Annotated in this window: 19 protein-coding genes and 1 pseudogene; 6 read left to right on the forward strand and 14 right to left on the reverse strand. The window is 62.9% G+C overall.

Annotated elements, in window-relative coordinates; genetic code table 11:
• Positions 1 to 33: 33 nt before the first annotated feature.
• From E3U23_RS12670 to E3U23_RS12710, 9 genes are all read right to left on the reverse strand, one after another.
• Positions 34 to 573 carry a Dps family protein gene (locus E3U23_RS12670; RefSeq protein WP_279351645.1) on the reverse strand — a complete coding sequence of 180 codons (540 nt, stop codon included), beginning with the start codon at positions 571 to 573 and terminating at the stop codon, positions 34 to 36.
• A gap of 106 nt (positions 574 to 679) precedes the next feature.
• The gene (locus E3U23_RS12675; protein ID WP_279351646.1) at positions 680 to 1,423 is read right to left on the reverse strand and encodes an SDR family NAD(P)-dependent oxidoreductase; all 744 of its coding nucleotides are present in this window, start codon (positions 1,421 to 1,423) and stop codon (positions 680 to 682) included.
• Positions 1,420 to 3,810: a phenylalanine--tRNA ligase subunit beta gene (gene pheT, locus E3U23_RS12680; RefSeq protein WP_279351647.1), complete on the reverse strand. Its 2,391-nt coding sequence runs from the start codon at positions 3,808 to 3,810 to the stop codon at positions 1,420 to 1,422. The genes E3U23_RS12675 and pheT overlap by 4 nt, the downstream gene beginning before the upstream one ends.
• Entirely contained in the window at positions 3,807 to 4,943 is a 1,137-nt protein-coding gene (gene pheS / locus E3U23_RS12685; protein ID WP_279351648.1) for a phenylalanine--tRNA ligase subunit alpha, read from the reverse strand. The genes pheT and pheS overlap by 4 nt, the downstream gene beginning before the upstream one ends.
• 77 nt (positions 4,944 to 5,020) lie before the next feature.
• The gene (locus E3U23_RS12690) at positions 5,021 to 5,947 is read right to left on the reverse strand and encodes a helix-turn-helix domain-containing protein (protein WP_279351649.1); all 927 of its coding nucleotides are present in this window, start codon (positions 5,945 to 5,947) and stop codon (positions 5,021 to 5,023) included.
• A 107-nt stretch (positions 5,948 to 6,054) separates the two neighbouring features.
• Positions 6,055 to 6,414 carry a 50S ribosomal protein L20 gene (gene rplT / locus E3U23_RS12695; RefSeq protein WP_279351650.1) on the reverse strand — a complete coding sequence of 120 codons (360 nt, stop codon included), beginning with the start codon at positions 6,412 to 6,414 and terminating at the stop codon, positions 6,055 to 6,057.
• Between the two features lie 26 nt (positions 6,415 to 6,440).
• Complete coding sequence (gene rpmI / locus E3U23_RS12700; protein WP_279351651.1) at positions 6,441 to 6,644, reverse strand: 50S ribosomal protein L35; 204 nt, start codon at positions 6,642 to 6,644, stop codon at positions 6,441 to 6,443.
• A gap of 119 nt (positions 6,645 to 6,763) precedes the next feature.
• A complete protein-coding gene (locus E3U23_RS12705) occupies positions 6,764 to 7,510 on the reverse strand; it encodes an SDR family oxidoreductase (protein ID WP_279351652.1) in 747 nt (248 codons plus the stop codon).
• A 1-nt stretch (position 7,511) separates the two neighbouring features.
• Positions 7,512 to 8,276, reverse strand: coding sequence for an SDR family NAD(P)-dependent oxidoreductase (locus tag E3U23_RS12710; protein ID WP_279351653.1), 765 nt, complete (start codon positions 8,274 to 8,276; stop codon positions 7,512 to 7,514).
• Positions 8,277 to 8,386: 110 nt separating this feature from the next.
• On the opposite strand from E3U23_RS12710, the gene E3U23_RS12715 reads away from it, so the two are divergent.
• Positions 8,387 to 9,136: an SDR family NAD(P)-dependent oxidoreductase gene (locus tag E3U23_RS12715; RefSeq protein WP_279351654.1), complete on the forward strand. Its 750-nt coding sequence runs from the start codon at positions 8,387 to 8,389 to the stop codon at positions 9,134 to 9,136.
• Between the two features lie 61 nt (positions 9,137 to 9,197).
• Positions 9,198 to 9,740 carry an acyloxyacyl hydrolase gene (locus E3U23_RS12720; protein ID WP_279351655.1) on the forward strand — a complete coding sequence of 181 codons (543 nt, stop codon included), beginning with the start codon at positions 9,198 to 9,200 and terminating at the stop codon, positions 9,738 to 9,740.
• Between the two features lie 9 nt (positions 9,741 to 9,749).
• Here the strand turns inward: E3U23_RS12720 and hisN are convergent, their stop codons facing one another.
• The 3 genes from hisN to glpX all read right to left on the reverse strand — a co-directional run bounded on the left by hisN (position 9,750) and on the right by glpX (position 12,551).
• The gene (gene hisN, locus E3U23_RS12725; protein WP_279351656.1) at positions 9,750 to 10,535 is read right to left on the reverse strand and encodes a histidinol-phosphatase; all 786 of its coding nucleotides are present in this window, start codon (positions 10,533 to 10,535) and stop codon (positions 9,750 to 9,752) included.
• Complete coding sequence (locus E3U23_RS12730; protein ID WP_279351657.1) at positions 10,536 to 11,471, reverse strand: ribose-phosphate pyrophosphokinase; 936 nt, start codon at positions 11,469 to 11,471, stop codon at positions 10,536 to 10,538.
• Between the two features lie 105 nt (positions 11,472 to 11,576).
• A complete protein-coding gene (gene glpX / locus E3U23_RS12735) occupies positions 11,577 to 12,551 on the reverse strand; it encodes a class II fructose-bisphosphatase (protein ID WP_279351658.1) in 975 nt (324 codons plus the stop codon).
• Positions 12,552 to 12,638: 87 nt separating this feature from the next.
• Here glpX and E3U23_RS12740 point away from each other — a divergent pair, with 87 nt between their 5' ends.
• Complete coding sequence (locus tag E3U23_RS12740) at positions 12,639 to 13,274, forward strand: hypothetical protein (protein ID WP_279351659.1); 636 nt, start codon at positions 12,639 to 12,641, stop codon at positions 13,272 to 13,274.
• On the opposite strand, the gene E3U23_RS12745 is transcribed toward E3U23_RS12740, so the two are convergent.
• Together E3U23_RS12745 and E3U23_RS12750 are read right to left on the reverse strand one after the other, a co-directional pair.
• A complete protein-coding gene (locus tag E3U23_RS12745; RefSeq protein ID WP_279351660.1) occupies positions 13,228 to 14,535 on the reverse strand; it encodes a homoserine dehydrogenase in 1,308 nt (435 codons plus the stop codon). The genes E3U23_RS12740 and E3U23_RS12745 overlap by 47 nt on opposite strands.
• A 97-nt stretch (positions 14,536 to 14,632) precedes the next feature.
• Positions 14,633 to 15,469 (reverse strand): hypothetical protein, encoded by an 837-nt coding sequence (locus E3U23_RS12750; protein ID WP_279351662.1) that lies wholly within the window; start codon positions 15,467 to 15,469, stop codon positions 14,633 to 14,635.
• A gap of 342 nt (positions 15,470 to 15,811) precedes the next feature.
• Here E3U23_RS12750 and E3U23_RS12755 point away from each other — a divergent pair, with 342 nt between their 5' ends.
• The 3 genes and pseudogenes from E3U23_RS12755 to E3U23_RS12765 all read left to right on the forward strand — a co-directional run bounded on the left by E3U23_RS12755 (position 15,812) and on the right by E3U23_RS12765 (position 18,037).
• Positions 15,812 to 16,507, forward strand: coding sequence for a TonB family protein (locus E3U23_RS12755; protein WP_279351663.1), 696 nt, complete (start codon positions 15,812 to 15,814; stop codon positions 16,505 to 16,507).
• A 51-nt stretch (positions 16,508 to 16,558) separates the two neighbouring features.
• A pseudogene (locus E3U23_RS12760) lies at positions 16,559 to 17,162 on the forward strand (MotA/TolQ/ExbB proton channel family protein); the annotation flags it as partial.
• A 344-nt stretch (positions 17,163 to 17,506) separates the two neighbouring features.
• The gene (locus E3U23_RS12765) at positions 17,507 to 18,037 is read left to right on the forward strand and encodes an ExbD/TolR family protein (RefSeq protein WP_279351665.1); all 531 of its coding nucleotides are present in this window, start codon (positions 17,507 to 17,509) and stop codon (positions 18,035 to 18,037) included.
• Positions 18,038 to 18,069 lie beyond the last annotated feature (32 nt).

The raw sequence follows: 18,069 nt of genomic DNA on the forward strand, positions 1-18,069 counted from the left end.
GGACGATTAGCTTTGTTCGCGGTTCGACCGGGTTCAGCGCAAATGCGCAGTGAGCATCCACAATTGCTTGTCGATCATGCGCGAGGCGTCGATCAGGACGTCCTGCGAGGAAGGATCGCTGTCACCGGTCGCTTCAATACGCTGGTTGATGCGGTCGGATACGGCCTTGTACTGCGAGGCCAGTTGCCGGACGGACTCGATGCCGTTCAGCTCGGCGACCGGAGGTTCAGGCAGACGCGATTGCTGGGCGGACGCGGTGAGCCGCCCGTCCGCCGGCGATCCGAGCGCACGCATACGTTCCGCCGTCACGTCGAACATGCCGTTTTGTGCCTGGTAGAACTCTCCCAGCATCTCGTGAAGCTGGTAGAAGTTCGGCCCGACGAGGTTCCAGTGCATCTGGTGCGTCGCCTGCGACAAGGCGATCAGATCGTATGTCGTCGCTTGAAGTGCATCAATGGACGCCTGACGGTCACCTGCATCGTGCGCAGCAAAATTTTGCGGTGCTGCATTTTGTGCAAAGACCGGCGTGGTAATGAGCGCAAGCGGAAGGACCGCAGCTGCGAACTTTTTCATCGTTATCCCTTTCGGATCATCTCCGTCCGGTAATAAAACGCGAAGAGATTGGACAGCGTTCCGGATCTGGGTCGCTAGATGCGCAAGACGGTTTCGCGACAGTGACCTATGTTCGCGCCACCCGAAACCCCGCGAAATCCTGGCTTACCGGCATCAGTTCCAAACGGTTGATGTTGAGGTGCGATGGCAGTTCGGCGATCCACAGGATAGTGTTCGCGATATCTTCGCCCGTCATCGGGTCTGCGCCGCGATAGAGATCGTCACTGGCCTCTTGGCTGCCGGTGCGGACCTTGGTGAATTCGGTCTCGACCATGCCTGGCTCGATGCTCGTCACGCGCACGCCGGTGCCGTGAAGATCAGCCCGTAGCGCCAGTGTGAAGTGGTTGGCAAAGGCCTTGCTGCCGGCATAGACGTTCCCGCCAGGATAAACGTAGCTGCCCGCGACCGACCCGATCGTAACAATCGCGCCTTTGCGCTCGATCAGGCCGGGCAGCAGCTTGCGCGTAAGGCGGACCATGGCGGTCACGTTGGTGTCGATCATGGTCTGCCAGTCGTCGAGATCGGCATCCTGCGCGGGCGAGAGACCCTGCGCGAGGCCGGCATTGTTAACAAGCAGATCGATGCCGCGAAAGTCTTTGGGCAAAGCCTCCAGCGCTTCGTCCATCGCCGTGTTGTCGCGTACGTCGAACACTGCCGGGTGGACCTTGTCTTCGCCCAGTTCGGAGACCAGCGCATCGAGCCGCTCCTTACGCCGCCCTGTGGCGACACAGCGCCAGCCGTTCGCAGCAAGTCCCCGAACCGTCGCCTCACCGATCCCGGCCGTTGCGCCGGTTACGAATGCCGTTTTCATCCTCGAAGCTCCGCGCCTTGCTTGGCGGCATTGGCCACCACCTTGTCCGATATCGCCTTGATCTCATCATCGGTGAAGCTCTTCTCGCCCGGTTGCAGCGTCACTTCGACCGCGACGGATTTGCGTCCTTCGGGGACGCCCTGACCGACGAAGACGTCGAACACCTGAGCATCGACGATGGCTTTTTTGTCCGCCCCGCGCACGGCCTTCACGAGATCGCCTGTCGTGACCTCGCTGGGAACGAGGAAGGCGAAATCGCGCGTGATCGCCTGCAGAGCCGGCGGATCGTAAGCCGGACGGGCGAAGCTCGCTCCTCCCTTCTTCGCGGGAATTGCATCGAGGAAGATTTCGGTCGCGACCACCGGACCGTCCAAGTCGAACGCTTTTAGCGTGCGCGGATGCAGCGCCCCGAAACGGGCGAGCACGTTCTTCGGGCCGAGCCGCAAGGTGGCGGACTGGCCGGGATGGAATTGCTCACCTGCATCGTCCATTACCATGAGGTTGCCAACCGGCGCGCCCGCCGCTTCGAGCAACGCCATCGCTTCGGCCTTCGCATCGAACGCATCGAAGCCTTGCGCCTTCCCGTTCGCCCAGCCGCGCGCCGTGCGGTCGCCCACCAGCACGACGCCGAGGGTCGGCTTCTCGTCACTTGCCCCGTTCTTGCCCCTGAAATAGCGGCGGCCGATCTCGAACAGGCGACTGGTCGCCGATCCGCGATCGGCGTTGCGCTTCGCCGCGCCAAGCAGACCGGGAAGGAGCGAGGGGCGCATCGCCTTCATGTCCTCGCTGATCGGGTTGTCGAGTACCCAAAGCTCGCCGCCATCGCCGAAATGTTCGGCCTCGCCGGTCGGCAGGAAGCTCCACGTCACGGCTTCGTTCAGGCCGCGCGCGGCGGCGGAGCGGCGCAGCATGCGCTCCATTTGCTGCTGCGGCGAGGCGGTCGGCTTTGCGACACCGTCGCGGCGCGGAAGCGGAACGCTCTCGACCTTGTCCAAGCCATATATCCGCACTACTTCCTCGACCAGATCGGCCGGCCCCTCGACGTCATGTCGACGCGGCGGAACCGTGACCTGCCAATCAGCTCCGACCCTGAAGTCGAGCCCTTCGAGGATCCGACGCTGCTCGTCCTCGGCGATCTCCACTCCGCCCAACCGCTTCGTCAGCGCTGGGTCGAAGGTCAGCACCTGCGCCTCGACCGGTGGCTTGCCTGCGCGAACCACTTCGCTCGCTTCGCCGCCGCAGATGCGCAGGATCAGTGACGTCAGGATCGCTAGGCCGTCGTCGAGGAATTCGGGGTCGACGCCCCGCTCGAACCGTGTGCGCGCATCGGTCGCAAGACCGAGCTTGCGACCCGTCACGCCGATCCGCTCAGGATCGAAATAGGCGATCTCCAGCAGCACGTCGGTCGTTCCGTCGCCTACCGACGAATGCTCGCCGCCCATAATTCCCGCGATGTCGTGCACGCCGCTATCGTCGGCGATGACGGTCATCGTTTCATCGAGTGTGTAGGCCTTCTCGTTCAGCGCCTCGATCTTCTCGCCGTCCTTCGCACGCCGCGCGACCACGGGGCCGGTCAGCTTGGCGAGATCGTAGGCATGGGCCGGCCGGCCGAAGGCGAGCATCAGGTAATTCGTGATGTCGACCACGGCGCTGATCGGGCGCTGCCCGGCAGCGATCAGGCGGCGCTGCATCCATTCCGGACTGGCGCCGTTCGAAATGCCGCGCACCGTCCGGGCATAGAATGCCGGGCAACCTTCTACGTCGTCGGTGCGGATTTCAACCGGACATGGGCCGTCGGCCTCGATCTCGGACACGTCTATCGGCTTGAACGTGCCGACGCCTGCCGCCGCAAGGTCGCGCGCGATACCGTACACGCCCATGCAATCGGGGCGGTTGGGCGTGATCGCCACGTCGAACACCGGGGATGCGTCGTGATATTCCGCAAAGCTCTGGCCGACCGGCGCATCGTCAGGCAATTCGATGATGCCGTCATGCTCGTCACCGAGTTTCAGCTCGCGCACCGAACACATCATCCCGTTCGATTCGACGCCGCGAATGGCGCTCTTGCGCAGTTCCATGCCGTTTGCCGGAACCACCGCGCCGGGCAGGCCGAGCACGCCCTTCATGCCCGCTCGCGCATTCGGCGCGCCGCAGACCACGGTGAGCGGATCGCCTTCACCGGTGTCGACACTCAGAACTTGCAGCTTGTCGGCATCGGGATGCGGGGCGGCGGTCAGCACCTCGGCGACGCGGAAGCCTTCCAGCTTGCGCGCCGGATCGTCGAAGCCTTCGACTTCGTGGCCGATACGATTGAGTGCACCGGCGATTTCCTCGACCGACGCATCGGTTTCGAGGAAATAGCGAAGCCATTCGAGCGAGAACTTCATGCCTTTGCTCCCACGCCGGCGGAAAGGGTCGGCTGGTCGAAGGCGGAAAAGCCGTAATGCGCCAGCCAGCGATTATCGCCGTCGAAGAAGGCGCGCAGATCGTCCATCCCGTATTTCAACATGGCAAGCCGGTCGACGCCGAGGCCCCATGCGAAGCCCTGCCATTCGTCGGGATCGAGGCCGGCGAATTCAATCACCCGGCGATTGACCATGCCGCTGCCGAGCAGCTCCATCCAGCCATGCCCCTCGTCGTCGCCGCTGCCGCCCAGCACGCGCCGTCCGTTCTCCATGGCAAAGCCGACGTCGACTTCGACGCTGGGTTCGGTGAAGGGGAAGTAGCTCGGGCGCAGGCGCAGGACGATATCGTCGCGCTCGAAGAACGCCTTCAGGAAGGTCTCCAAAGTCCATTTGAGATGGCCGAGATGGATATCGCGGTCGATTACCAGCCCTTCGACCTGATGGAACATCGGCGTATGCGTGGCATCACTGTCGCTGCGATAGACCCGGCCGGGCGCGATGATGCGGATGGGCGCGCCCTGCTCAACCAGCGAGCGGATCTGCACCGGGGAAGTGTGCGTACGAAGCAGCATGCGTCTTTTTTCGCCTACCGCTTCGCTACTTGAGGCAGGTACCGTCACAGCATCCCGGTCGGGGAAGTAGAAGGTGTCGTGCATCGCGCGAGCCGGGTGGGTCTCGGCCATGTTAAGCGCGGTGAAATTATGCCAGTCGTCCTCGATTTCCGGCCCGGTAGCGACCGAGAAACCAAGATCGGCAAAGATTTCCGCCAACTCGTCCATCACCTGACTGACCGGATGGACGGATCCTTGGGGCGCTTGCGGTGCAGGCAGGGTAAGGTCGAGCGTCTCACTTGCCAGGCGCCGGTCCAGCGCTTCCGCCTCCAGCGCCTCCTTGCGCGCTGTAATCGCATCGGCAACCTCGGTTCGGGCACCGTTGATGAGAGGACCTTGTTCCTTGCGCTCTTCCGGCGACATCTTGCCGAGCGTCTTCAGCAGCGCGGAGATCGAACCCTGCTTACCAAGAAATTCGACCCGCAGGCTTTCCAGCGTATCGAGGTCGGATGTTCCGGTGATGCGAGACAGGGCGTCGTCTCTGAGGGCTTGGGCAGTGGTCATGGAAATCGTTCGTCGCTCTGATTGATAACGCGCGCGTGCCTAGCTGCAACGCCGCCCTTGCCCAACCCCCTTATTGATCAGGTCTTCGCAGGGATGATCGGGCTGGCTCCCGGAGTCGCGGTCGGCGGTTCGAAGCTCGGTATGGCGGGCCCCCATACCCGGTTGCGCTCGACCATGAAGGCCGAAAGCATGGGATGCGGCATCTGTGCGTATTCCGTCGGCTTCATGCCCATAAAGGTATGAAACTCGCGCACGAAATGGGCCTGATCGTGATAATGCTTGTCGATCCGCCGGCTCCAAACCGCCTTTTCTTCCAGCATGAAGGAGGCAAGGCTGCGCATCAGACGCTGCCGGCGCAGCAGCAATTGAGGCGAGAAGCCGAAATGCTTGAGACAGACCCGCTCCAGCGTCCGCTTCGTCATTCCTGCATTGTCGGCAAAATCGGTTACCTGGGTGAGATAGGGATCGAACATGGCCTGGAGGATATTGGCGATCCGGGTCGCATCTCTGGGCGGCCCGGCAAGATCGCGAAAAAAGGCGATCATACCGTCGAACTGGGTATCAGGATCACCGTCGGGATCGCAGAGGATGTCCGCCAACGGCGCGAACCGTGCGAATGCATCGCTGGTTTCACCGACCTGTATTGTATCAGCGAAATCGTTTGCCGGCAGATCGATGAACCGGGCCCAGCCTAATGGCAAGAAACCAATGCCCCAGATCGTCGTACGTTTGAGCCGAAAGCGCAGCGGTCGTGCCGTGGGTCCGGTGGCTACGAATGGACCGGTTATATCTTGCCCGGTGCCGGAAAGGGTAACGATGGGATAGTTTTGCGTGCTGAAGCGGATATTCGCCCATTCCGGCAAAAGGTAATCCGCGATCTCCTCTCCTTCAGGAAGATCGACTTCGCAACGATAGATCAGGCTGAAGCACGGCATCAGATCGTCGGGCGCAACAAACACCCTTACATCGGGAAGAAAGTCAGCAGTCGGAGTCGCACGCGGCATGGCCGCAACATACCATCTATTCTTACTTCGAGCGAGGTCGGCATAAGAAAAAGGGCGCCCCTATTACAGGAGCGCCCCATTCTTGTTCATCGCAATTCTGTGTCGATTTAGGCCGGAAGAGCTTTCTTCGCCTGATCGATAATCGCCTTGAAGGCTGCGCCTTCGTTCATAGCGAGATCAGCCATCACTTTGCGGTCGAGCTCGATGCCGGCAAGCTTGGTGCCATGCATGAACTGCGAATAGGTCAGGCCTTCCTGACGGACCGCAGCATTGATGCGCTGGATCCACAGGGCGCGGAAGTTGCGCTTCTTAACCTTGCGGTCGCGATAGGCGTACTGGCCGGCCTTTTCGACCGCCTGACGCGCGACCCGGATGGTATTCTTGCGGCGGCCGCGGTAACCCTTGGCCTGATCCAGTAACCGCTTGTGCTTCTGGCGCGTGGTGACGCCGCGTTTGATGCGAGGCATATCGTTGTCTCCTTAGCTCTGGCGGCTCAATCGAGGCCGTAGGGGGCCCATTTCTTGACCGCGGCCCAATCGGCTTTGGCCAGAACCTTGGTCCCGCGCTGTTGACGGATATACTTCGCATTGTGGCTGATCAGGCGGTGGCGCTTGCCGGCCACGCCATGCTTGACCTTGCCGGTGGCGGTGAGCTTGAAGCGCTTTTTCACGCCGCTCTTGGTCTTCAGTTTGGGCATTTTCGTCTCCTGTTCGGGGACACGCCGTACCAGCCCTGGCAGCCCTTACGGCCAGACCGGCAGATGAATCACGTGTCGGTGAAGGCGCGCGAGATACCGTCTGCCGCGCGAAATGCAAGTCAGAAGTGGGCGAGATACCCGCCGTCGACTGCAATGGTCTGTCCGGTGACGTAGCTCGCCTCGCCCGATGCGAGGAACGCGACCGCGCCCGCGATCTCGTGTGGTTCGCCCCACCGTCCGAGCGAAGTGCGGCGGGCGAGGTGGGCGGCAATGTCCGTATCCGCCACCATGTCCGCATTCGCGTCGGTCTTGAAATAGCCGGGCGCGACGGAATTGACCGTGATCCCGTGCGGTCCGAGTTCGGCCGCCAGTCCGCGGGTCAGAGCCGCCAGTCCGCCCTTGCTCGCCGTGTAGAGGACGTCGCCCCGCGCGATTTCGGCGGCAATCGAAGTGACGTTGACGATCCGGCCATACCCGCCCTGCCGCATCAGCTCGGCAGCCCGGCGCGCGAGGTCGAACGGCGCGACGAGGTTCGCTTCCAGCAATGCAGCCATGTCGCCCCGCCCGACATCTTCAAGAGCGCGCCGGTCGCGCTGTCCGACATTGTTCACGAGGATCGAAAGGCCACCGCCGCGCGCGATCTGCTCGAAGGCGGCTGCCGTGGCTTGGTCATCGGCGATATCGAACGCCAGCACTTCCGCCTCGCCTTCGATTCGCGCCGCCGCCTGTTCGAGCGCTGCAGGATTGCGGCCGTTGAGCAGGACTTTCGCCCCGCCGTGCGCCAGTCGCTCCGCAATGGCGAAGCCTAACCCCCGTGCGGCACCGGTCACCAATGCGACACGCCCTTCCAATCCCGAGAACGCCATATCAGTCTTCGTAGATCATTTTGACCGTCATGCCGCCATCCACGTTAAGATGCTGCCCCGTGATGTATCCCGCGCGGTAGAAATATTCGACGGCTTGCGCGATATCTTCCGGACGGCCGACCCGCCCGACCGGATGCTGCTCGCGGTCCTGCGGGCGGTGTTCGGGATCGCTGCGCTCGCTCGCCTTCTGCCAGTCGCGCGTTTCGATCCAGCCGGGGCGGATGGCATTTACCCGAATGTCCGGCCCTAACGAAACCGCCATCGCATGGGTCAGGGCATCGATCCCGCCCTTGGATGCCGCATAGGCGAAGCTTTCCCGCTCGCTCATCACGGCGCGGGTGGAGGAGATGTTGACGATGGCCGCGCCTTCGCTTTTGCGCAGGAACGGGACGGCGGAACGGCTGACCAGGAACGCAGCCGTCAGCGATGCGTCGAGCCAGCGGCGCCATTCGTCCAAGGCGAGGTCTTCGAGTGGTCCGCAATAGGGATCGGCGATGGCGGCGTTATTTACGAGGAGATCGAGGCCGTCGCCATCCAGCCAGTCGTCCAGCGAACGGAATGCATCAGCCACCGGGTCTTCCTCACCGACGTCGCATTTGACGAAGAGCCTGTCGCCCTGCGGGATCGCCGACCCGAGTTCGTCCAGCGCCTCTCGATCCGTATCCAGCGCCGCGACGCGCCAGCCGAGGCTGTGGAAATGCATGACGATGGCGCGGCCGATGCCGTTGCCGCCACCGGTGACGAGGATGGTCTTTCTGTCTGTCATGCGTTCCGAACGATGATCGCGCGCCGCGGTGCCGGGAAAGCTCGCACCTATGGAACGTGGCTGCGAGGCACGCTTTTGAAAATGAGCAAACAGCAAAGAAAGTCGCTGCCATGAACCGCTTCCAAGATCGAAAAATCCTCATCACCGGTGCGACGTCGGGCATCGGCAAGGCGACGGCCGAGCGATTGGCGCGCGAAGGAGCCTCTCTCCTGCTGACGGGGCACAGCCCCGATCATATCGAGGCGACGCGCCAAGCCCTTCCCGATGCGAAGGTCATCGCCAACGATGCCGCGAAGATCGAGGCCATCGACGATTTGGTCGCAGCGGCCAAAGATTTCGCTCCGGACGGCCTCGACGGTGTTTTCCTCAATGCGGGCTACGGGAGTTTCCGAGACCTTAGCGAAATCGATCCGGGCCACATCGAAAAGCATTTCGATATCGATCTGCGTGCGCCGATCTTGCAGGCGAAGGCGCTCGAGCCCCTCGTGAAGGATGGCGGCAAGATGCTGCTGATCGGTTCGGGCACGGTCGGCGGCAACCGACCCGATACGCTGGTCTATAGCGCGATGAAGGCGGGCATCCGGCAGGCCGCGCGATCGTTCGCCAGCGAGTATGCCAGTCGCGGCATCTGCGTGAACGTGGTGACGCCAGGGCTAACCGATACGGGCTTCCATACGCGAGGCGGCATGGGCGAAGAGGAGCAAAAGCAATACAAGAACAAGGTTGCCGGAATGGTGCCGCTCGGCCGGATAGGAGAACCGGAGGACGTGGCGGGCGTCGCTTGCTTCCTTCTCTCGGACGATGCGAATTACGTGACCGGCGCGGAACTGCGCGTCGATGGCGGGCTCACCATGCTGTGATGCCTTCAGGCGGCGGAAAGGCGCGGCTGCGCAATACGGCCCATCCTAGAAAGGAAACGATTTGCGCAAACCAGCCGTCCTGTTGCTTGCCGCCCCGCTGGCTTTTGTAACCACACCTGCCTTGGCCGACGAGGTCTATGGCGGCGTCTATGCGCACGGCGTCGATACGCCGTTCACATTCGACACCGGCGAAGGCGGCATCGATCTGCAGGCCGGTTATCGCTTCGGCGAAATCGAGGCGCTGCGCTCCTTGGGCGGGCCGCAACCTTACGTGTTCGGCTCGGTCAATTTGTCGGGTGATACGAATTTCGTCGGCGCGGGATTGAGCTGGAAGGCGGAACTCGGCGACCGGTTCTACCTTCGCCCCGGCGTCGGCCTGGTGGTTCACGATGCGCCGTCGCAGCGCGTCGATCCCGAAACCGGCCTTCGCACCGATCTCGGCAGCCGAGTGTTGTTCGAGCCGGAAATCGCATTCGGCATGGATCTCAATAAACGCACTTCGGTGGAGGCGAGCTGGGTGCACATCAGCAATGCGCGCCTGTTCAACAGTCAGCAGAACCCCGGCATCGACACGATCGGCGTGCGGGTAAATTTGAAGCTCTAGCGCTTCTTTTCAGCCCATCGCCGTAAGGACGTCCTCCAGCCGCGCCGGTTCGCCGAGCGCGACGATCGTGCCGTCGCTCTTTGCATCGAGCGGGTTACCCTGCCAGTCGGCAACAAGGCCGCCCGCCCCCTCGACGATCGGCACAAGCGCCGCATAGTCGAACAGTTCGAGTCCTGCCTCGCAGACAATATCGATATGGCCGCCCGCGAGCAGGCCGTAATTATAGCAATCGCCGCCATAGACGATCATGCCCTGCCGCTTGTTGCCAGCCACTTTCTGGGCGAGCGCCATGTAGGCATCGGCTTGCCCGGCATCGAAATAATGCGGGCTGCTGGTAGCGAGCGTCGCATCTTCCAGTGAACGGCAGCGGCGGGTGCTCACTGGCTTTCCGTTCAGCGTGGTCCGCTCGCCGATACGGCCGACCCAGCGTTCGCCGCTGACCGGCTGGTCGATGATGCCGAGCACGGGCCAGCCGTCTTCCAGAAGCGCGATCAGCGTACCGAAGATCGGGCGACCGGCCATGAAGCTGATCGTGCCATCGATCGGGTCGAGTACCCATTGCCGCCCCGAGCGCCCCTCGCTGATGCCGAATTCCTCGCCGACTATGCCGTCCTGCGGCAAGTCTGCGTCGAGGATACGGCGCATCGCCTCCTCCGCTGCGCGGTCCGCTTCAGTGACAGGCGAGGCGTCGCCCTTGGTCGTGCTTTCGAACTCGGCGCGGAAGCGGGGCCGGATTTCGTCGCGCGCGGCGTCGGCAAGCCGGTGGGCGATGGCGATTTCGTGGTCGTATTTCACTTAGTCGAACAGGCTCGAGACGGAGCTTTCGTCCGCGATCCGGCGCACCGCTTCGCCGATCAGGGGCGCGATGGTGAGGATGCGGATGCTGTCGCAATCCTTCGCATCATCAGTCGGCCGGATCGAATCGGTGATGACCAGTTCCTTCAGCGCCGACTTATCGACCCGGGCAACCGCGCCGCCCGACAGCACACCATGGGTGATATAGGCCGCCACGCTTGCCGCCCCCTGGTCGAGCAAGGCCTGCGCCGCATTGCACAGCGTGCCGCCCGAATCGACAATGTCGTCGATCAGGATGCAATGCCGTCCCGCCACCTCGCCGATGATGTTCATCACCTCGCTCTCGCCCGGCCGGTCGCGCCGCTTATCGACGATGGCGAGCGGGGCGTTGTCGAGCCGCTTCGCCAGCGCACGGGCGCGCACCACACCGCCGACGTCGGGGCTGACGACCATCAGATCCTGATCGCCGTAACGCGCCTGAATATCCGCCGCCATCACGGGCGCGGCGTAGAGATTATCGGTCGGGATATCGAAGAAGCCTTGGATCTGCCCGGCGTGAAGATCGACGGCCAACACCCGGTCGGCGCCCGCTTCGGTGATGAGGTTGGCCACCAGCTTGGCCGAGATCGGCGTACGCGGACCGGGTTTTCGGTCCTGTCGTGCGTAACCGAAATAGGGCACCACCGCCGTGATCCGCCGCGCCGATGCGCGCTTGAGCGCATCGATGCAGATCAGCAGTTCCATGAGGTTGTCGTTCGCGGGATAGCTGGTGGACTGCACCACGAACACGTCCTCGCCGCGCACGTTCTCGTGAATTTCGACGAAGATTTCCTCGTCCGCGAACCGGCGCACGCCTGCATCGACCAGCGGCATTTCGAGATAGCCCGCGATCGCCCGTGCGAGTGGCAGGTTCGAATTGGCGGCCATGATCTTCATGCGGTTGCGAATCCTCGTAAGCGACAGGTGCCCCCGCCTAGCCTACGGTCATGGATATGCAACATGGGGAGGTCCGCCTGTCCCCGTTCGGCCGGGCGCCCCGGATCAGGTGTGGCGATGCTCGCCCTTGATCCAGCGCACTGTGCCCGAACTCGCGCGCATCACGACGCTTTCGGTCGTCATCACGCCGCCGCGGCGGTATTTGACCCCTTCGAGGAGCGACCCCGAAGTCACACCGGTCGCCGCGAAGATACAGTCGCCCTTCACCAGATCGTCGCGCGTATAGATGCGGTCGAGATCTTCGATGCCCCATTTCGCGGCGCGGGCGCGCTCGTCGTCGTTGCGGAAGACGAGACGACCATTGAATTGCCCGCCCACGCAGCGGAGCGCGGCGGCCGCCAGCACGCCTTCGGGTGCGCCGCCCTGCCCCATATACATGTCGATCGTCGTATCCTCGTCGGTCGTCGCGATGACGCCCGCGACGTCGCCATCGCCGATCAGCACCACGCCGCAGCCGATTTCGCGCAATTCGGCGATGATATCGGCATGGCGCGGCCGGTCGAGCACGCATACGATGATGTCGGCAGGCTCCACGCCCTTCGCCTCGGCGACCGCCTTCACATTCTCGGTCGGCGTCTTGTCGAGGCTGATAATACCGTCGGGATAGCCGGGGCCGACTGCTAGTTTGTCCATGTAGACGTCGGGCGCATTCAGCAGGCAGCCCTCCGCACTCGCAGCCAGAACGGCGAGGGAATTGGGGCCAGCCTTGGCGGTGATCGTGGTGCCTTCCAGCGGGTCGAGCGCGATGTCGATCTTGGGACCCCGGCCCGGCGCGCCGCCGACTTTTTCGCCGATGAAGAGCATCGGAGCTTCGTCCCGCTCGCCTTCCCCGATCACCACCGTGCCATCGATCTCCAGCGTATCGAACGCCTTGCGCATCGCTTCGACCGCGGCGGCATCGGCCGCCTTCTCATCGCCTCGACCGATCAGCTTGCTCGCTGCGACCGCCGCCGCTTCTGTGACACGAACCAGTTCGAGGACGAGGACACGGTCGAGCGGATTTTGCGAAGGAGAGTTCATAGGAAGTTCAGTCCTCGAAGCGGTAGATGGTCAGGCAAGGCGACACGAATTCGTATGCGCGCCGCGCGATAGACACGGGAGTGAGGCATGTCGAGACGCGAGGGCCATCGCCGCATGCCACTCTTGCATTGCTATTACGTTACTGCGGCATTCGCTGGCTTGCTTTTCGCGCTTTCAGCCACCCCCGGCTTCGCCCAGTCGAATACGGACGGCCGTACCACATCCCCGCCCGTAGCTATCGATATCAAGGTCGACACCACCCCGCAGGACAACCAAGTCGAGGATTGCAGCCCGCAACAGGAGGACGCGGCGGCAATCTCCGGAGAGATTGTGGTGTGCCGACGCGTCACGGGCAGCGAAAACCGGCTATACAGCAAGGACGATGCGCAGCAGCGCTACGCGGAAGAAACGATGAACGAAGGCATCATCGCCGCGCCAGACGTTGCCGGGGCCGGCATCTTTCGCGGCCCCGCCACGGTGTCGGGATTATGCTTCGTTCCGCCCTGCCCGAGGCCGCCCGCCTACATGGTCGATTTTTCCACCATACCCGAAGCGCCTCCGGGATCGGACGCCGATCGTATCGCGCGGGGGTTGGCGCCTCTGGGCAGCCGAGCAGAAGCACCTCTCGATCCACCGCCCGCCGAAAGCGAAGCACCGATTTCCGACGATGAGACAGTCAGTCCCCCAGAATCGGCATCACCAGCGGCGGAGCCGTCAGGCTAGGCGAGTTTTCGAGCAGTTCGAGCGCCTTCGACACACATCGCTCCGGCCCTTCATGGGTCACCATCGCAACCTGCACCTCGCCGCCTTCGGCGGATCGCCCTCGCTGAATCAGGCTTTCGATGGAGACATCCGCATCGCGCATCGCGGCCGTGATTTCGGCAAGTACGCCCGGCCGATCCGCGACAGTAAAGCGGATGTAATCGCTACCCATGCGCTCACCCGGATCGCCGGCTTCGCAGTCCATGAGAGCGGATACCGGCACGGAGAAGGGCGCGCCCGATTGTCCGCGCGCTATATCGATGAGGTCGGCCACCACGGCGCTGGCAGTCGGGCGATCCCCGGCCCCGGCACCCTGGAACAGCAGGCGCCCGGAAAAATCGCCTTCGGCCACCACTGCATTTGTCGGTCCGGTAACGGCGGCGAGAGGATGGCGGAACGGCAAGAGGCAGGGGCGCACGCGCTGGAGCAAGCGGCAGGTGCCGTCCGCATCCTTGAGCGAAGCGATGCCGACGAGGCGCACGACATAACCCAGCGTATCGGCCTGCGCGATATCGGAGGCGCGAACCTTGCCGATCCCCTCGGTCCGGACCGCGCTGAAATCGATACGTGTGCCGAAGCCGATCGCGGCGAGGATGGCGAGCTTGTGAGCGGCATCCGTTCCCTCGATATCGAAGGTCGGATCGGCTTCCGCATAGCCTTTTTCCTGCGCTTCCGAGAGCATGGCGTGGAAATCCGCCCCGGTCCGTTCCATTTCGGAAAGCACATAATTGCAGGTGCCGTTGAGGATACCGTAAATGCGGGTAAGCGCGTTGGCAGCGGTGCCCTCGCGTAAGCCTTTGACGACGGGAATTCCTCCCGCAACGGCTGCTTCGAACGCAAAGGGCGCGCTCGATGCGGCGGCCACCTCGGCCAGTTCCAACCCGTGATGCGCGACCATCGCCTTGTTGGCGGTAACAAATCCATTGCCCGCTCCCAGAGCCTTTCTGGCCAGCGCCAGCGCGGGCCCGTCCGCCCCGCCAATAAGCTCGAGCACGACGTCGACGTCGTCGCGCTGCGCCATGTCCTGCATATCGTCCACCCAGGCATAGGGCGACAGGTCCACGCCGCGGTCCCGCCCGCGGTCGCGGGCCGTCACCGCCACGATCTCGACCGGTCGGCCCGCGCGCGCCGCGATCATGTCGCGATTGGTTTCGATCAGCCGGATCACGCCGGTGCCAACCGTGCCCAGCCCGGCAATCGCAATGCGGAGGGGCTCAGTCATCGAACGAAAGGCTTGCTGTGCAGGTCATGGGCCGCCGCCTAGCGCGGTCGACCACTCTGTTGCACCCAGTTTGTCTACGGCGTAGCCAAGGCGGGGTTCAGGCGGGGCTGCGCTCGCACGGCCCCAATTCCTCGATTACGAAGGCATAGTCGCGCTGCGCCAACTCGCGCGCTGCGTCGTCCTGAGAGAGAACCGCGTCGGCGGGGAGGGTTTGCGGCAATGAGCAGGCGAGCCGGTACCATGCCAACGTATTGCGCTGGGGGGCGGACGCCGATTGGTCGACGATCTCGGTCCATGACACGCCCCACCGCGGGGCCTGGCCGGGCCGGCGAACGATCGTCACCGATACGGGACCGTCGCTTTCGGTATCGAGGAACAACTGCGTCTCCGATTCGCCGACGAGGGTTCCCTCTACAGCTAAAGCTTCAGACACGCCGGTTATAATCGGGGGTGTATTCGAAGCGACGAGTTCGGCGAGGATTGGGCGAAGCCGCGCTTCGAGTGCCGGATCGTACCGCATCTGGGCACCCATATCGACTAGCTGGATCTCGCCAGGTCGTCCTGCAACAGGCCGCGCGAACAGCAGGACTTCCTGTTTTTTGAGTTTGGGTACCTTGCCCTTCGCGGTCAGCGGCAGGTCCACCAGATAGCGCAGGCTTTCCCCCACCGGCACAGTTCCGGCGAGCAGGGAACGGGTCTGCGCTTCGACATAGAGCCGTGCATGACCGGGTGCGAGGCCGGGCGCGCGCTCCGCCTTCACCCGCGCCTGGTCACGCACCTCCGCTCTGATCACCAGTGGTGCGCGCTCCGCTAGTTCCACGAGGTCGGCATAGGTCGAACCTGTCTGCATCGATTGGCTCTGCGCTTGTTGTGCCAGCGCGCCGACTGACGCGGACGCCAAGGCAAGAGAAGCGAGAATGGTTAAGCTTTTCATTTTTTGCGGAAGCCTCTCGGACACGTGGACATAACTTGTGTTCTAAGCGAATTTATCGGTAGCCCGTTCCTCGCGGGCAAGCGGTGAATTGCCTGTTAACCGATAAACCGTTTGCGAGGCTCGGCCTTGATGGCTAAGGCCGAAAAAGGCACGCAATGACACATTGTTGCCTCGGTATCGCCGTTAATGGCATTCGTAACTTACCTGCAGGGTCGCGTAGGAAGGATTGCGAAAGTCCGGCGGAACCAATACGCGGCATCGGGAATAGAAATAGGACTATTCCGGACGAATGCCTTTGAAGCCCGGCCATGGTCGGGCATGAATTTGGAGTGATGCAACCGAATGGCTTATGCTGACCAACAGATGAGCGGCAGTCGCATCGTTGCGATTATCATCGTTGCCCTTATCCACATTGCTATCGGTTACGCGCTTATCACCGGGTTGGCCTACGAGGCTGCTGAAAAGCTGGTTGAGCGTGTGACTACAGTCGACGTGTCGGAGCCGCCTCCGCCGCCTCCGCCTCCGCCGGACGAGCCTCCGCCGCCCGCGCCGGATGTGCCGCAGACTGTGCCGCCGCCCGTGGCGCCGCCGCCGCCGATAAATATTGCGCCGGCTCCCCCTCCGATCCGGACGCAGCAGAACATTCCGCCGCCGGCACCGCCCGCGTTGCGCATTCCGCCGCCGGCACCGCCTAGGCCTCCAGCACCGCCTGCGCCCCCGCCAGCACCGCCGGCGCCATCGAAAGCGCGCGGTGCCAGCCCTGACAACCAGGGTCGCTGGGCGCGTCAGATCCAGGATAATTATCCCCGCCGTGCCGAACGTGCTGGCGAGGAAGGAACTGTCGGCGTGCGCTTGACTATCGGGGCCGATGGTCGCGTGTCGAATTGCAGCGTTACCTCGTCGAGCGGTTCGAGCGATCTCGATAGCGGTGCGTGCGATGGTCTGCGTCGCTATGCGCGATACAACCCGGCTCTCGACAGGGCAGGAAACCCGATTACCGATACGGTGACCACCGCCGTTCAATATCGGTTGGACTAAGCGATTGGCCCTTCGGGGCGGAACAGAAATTACTTTAAAGGGAAATTCGCTATGACTCTTGAAATTCTAGCAGCGGTTGGCGGAGACGCGCCGCAGAACCAGTTCGGTTTTTGGGAAGCGATGGAGCAGGGTGGCTTCATCTCCTGGTTCATTCTTTCCGTACTCGTGATCATGTCGGTCGGCTCGTTCTACATCCTCTTCACCAAGCTGATCGAACAGCAGAAGATCATGAACCAGTACAAGACCGTTCGTAGCAATTTCTGGCGCGCCAACTCGCTCAAGGAAGGCTCGACGAAGCTCGACAAGAACAGCGCATGGCGCCAGCTCGTTGACGATGCGGTGAATGCCGAAGACCAGCACTCGCGCATGAACGACAGCCTCGAAGCGCATGACTGGCTTCACGGCACGCTCGCCCGTTCGGAAGCATCGATCAATTCGAAGCTTGCCGGCGGCCTCCCGTTCCTCGCCACCGTTGGCGCGACCGCACCGTTCGTGGGCCTGCTCGGAACGGTTATCGGTATCTACAACGCTCTGATCAGCATCGGCGTGGCGGGTTCGGCCTCGATCGACAAGGTCGCCGGTCCGGTCGGTGAAGCGCTCATCATGACCGCCATCGGCCTGATCGTCGCCGTGCCGGCCGTGTTGGCCTACAACTGGCTGCAGCAGCGTAATAAGCGCATTGGTGAAATGCTCTCGGGCTTCTCGACCGACCTGCTCGCCAACATCAACTCGGGCGGCACGATCAAGCCGGCCGTGATGACCTCGGCTTCGACCCAGCAGGCCGGCAAGGCCGCCCGCACCGCCCCGGCTTCGGCCAAGGCGACTGCCGGTGCCACGTCGTCGACCGCTTCGAAGACGACTACGACGTCGAGCAACCCCGCAACGGGCACGACGACGTCGACTACGACAACCAAGCGTTGACGGGTTCCGGGGCGGTTCAGCCGAACCGCCCCATCCTATATGCTCAACGATCAGCTTCTCGGGATTAGGAAATAAACCATGGCAATTTCGTCAGGAGGCGGCGGCGAGACCCCGATGTCCGACATCAACACCACTCCGCTGGTGGACGTGATGTTGGTTCTTCTCATCATCTTCCTCATTGCTGTTCCGGTCGCCATTCAGACCATCGACCAGCTCGAAATTCCGGTGATCGAATCCACCGAATCCAAGGATAAGGTCGAGAACCTGCTCCTGACTGTCAGCACGACAGACCAGGCGGGGCGCAGCGCGGGCGATCCGGGCTTCGAAGGGGCGTCGCGCAATGGCGAATGCCGGGTGTATTTCAACAATATCGCACCGGTAAGTTCCGAAGAGCTTTATGACCGCGCATTCAACCGGCTGGACAATATCGTGCAGCGCGCAGGCGGTCCCGAGCAGATCATGAACGATCCCGAAAAGATCCCGCAGGTCCACATCCGGGGCGACGTCAATGCTCCGTGGCAATGTGTTGCGGGCGCGATCTACAACGTCCAGGCCGCCGGCTATCCCACGGTCGGGTTCATTTCTAACCCGATCGATCCCAACGGCTGATCGTTTCGGCGGTCAGTCACAGGTCAGCGAAT

The organism is Erythrobacter litoralis (assembly GCF_029760855.1).
Taxonomy (GTDB): Bacteria; Pseudomonadota; Alphaproteobacteria; order Sphingomonadales; family Sphingomonadaceae; genus Qipengyuania; species Qipengyuania litoralis_A.